This is a genomic window from Amycolatopsis acidicola, from assembly GCF_007713735.2.
GTDB classification, from domain to species: domain Bacteria; phylum Actinomycetota; class Actinomycetes; order Mycobacteriales; family Pseudonocardiaceae; genus Amycolatopsis_E; species Amycolatopsis_E acidicola.
Genome location: NZ_VMNW02000192.1, coordinates 1 through 1207, shown reverse-complemented (window position 1 = coordinate 1207; position 1207 = coordinate 1). Strand labels below are relative to the sequence as shown.

The window sequence follows — 1207 nt, the reverse complement described above, 5'->3', positions numbered from 1 at the left end:
GGCTTGCGTTGCGTTGCCGGGTGGCGGTTTCGGTGCGTGGTGGTGGGGTGGGTTGCTTCGCGTTGCTGGGCGCTGCCTTTCCCACGCCTCCACTGGGGCGGGGCGGAGGCTGCGCCGACCAAGGCTCGGACGTGGCGAGCGCACCGTCCTAAGCGGATGGACCTTCGGCATGCAACCGGGAAAAGGCCGCCTTGCGGGCGCCCCGGATGTGCGCGGCCGCGGCGCGGCGGGCGGCGGTGGGCTGCCCGCTCAGCACGGCTTCGAGGATCTTGCGGTGGTCCTCCCGGGAGCGCTCCAGCCGGCCGGGGACCTGCAGTGTGGTCTCCATACCGCGTGCGAGGATGTCCTGCAGGACCGTGAGCGTCTGGCTCAGGAACCGGTTCCCCGCCGCGCGCACGATGCTGAGATGGAAGGCGGCGTCGAGCTGCTGCAGACGCGCCCAGTCCACCTCGTCCCGCGCGGAGGCCTCGTCGAGCGCCTCGAAGGCCTTGCGCACGTCGGCCAGTTTTTCCTTGTCCTGGTTGGCCGCCGCCCAGCTCACCGCGGGCAGTTCCAGCACCTCGCGCATGTCGAACAGCTCCGCCAGGCTCATCTCCTCGGCGAACACGGCCTCACGCAGGTTTCGCGTGGTCGCCGGGTCCGCGACGAACACACCGGCACCGTGCCGGATCTCGACGATCCCCTTGGCCTGCAAGGAACGCAGCGCCTCCCGCAGCGAAGGGCGGCTCGTGCCCAGCAGGGTGGCCAGCTCACGCTCCGGCGGCAGTTTCGCGCCGGGGTGCAGCTTCTCCGAGGAGATCAGCGCGAGGATGCGGTCCGCGATCAGGTCCGGCACCCTGCCCTGCTGCAGGGGAACCCACATGCTGCTTTCGGTGGTCACTGCGGCTCGCTTTCTGGTTCGCTCGGAGTGGCCAGACCAGTTTACCAATCCTGCCGAAAGTAGGCCCCATCCGATCACCGCGAGCCGCCCTGCGCGAGCCGATAGCCGTGACTGCCGGCCGGATGGGTAAACCATCGACACCCTACCTCTTGCCACGAGAGTCTTGCTCGCGCCGGGCCCGGTGAGTTACGGTCGAAATTGGTAAGACCTCTATCCAAAGGAGAAGTGATGGTGGACTCCGGCCCTCCGGGCTATCTGATCCATGACGACGCCGATGTGGTGGCGGTCGCGGTGCGTGATCTTCAGCCGGGTCCGGTCGTGGGCGGG

At 68.7% G+C, this 1207-nt stretch carries 1 protein-coding gene; it reads right to left on the bottom strand.

Features of this window, described 5'->3' with window-relative positions; all coding sequences use genetic code 11:
- Window positions 1-148: 148 nt before the first annotated feature.
- Window positions 149-880 carry a FadR/GntR family transcriptional regulator gene (locus FPZ12_RS45380; RefSeq protein ID WP_243770369.1) on the bottom strand — a complete coding sequence of 244 codons (732 nt, stop codon included), beginning with the start codon at window positions 878-880 and terminating at the stop codon, window positions 149-151.
- Window positions 881-1207: the final 327 nt, after the last annotated feature.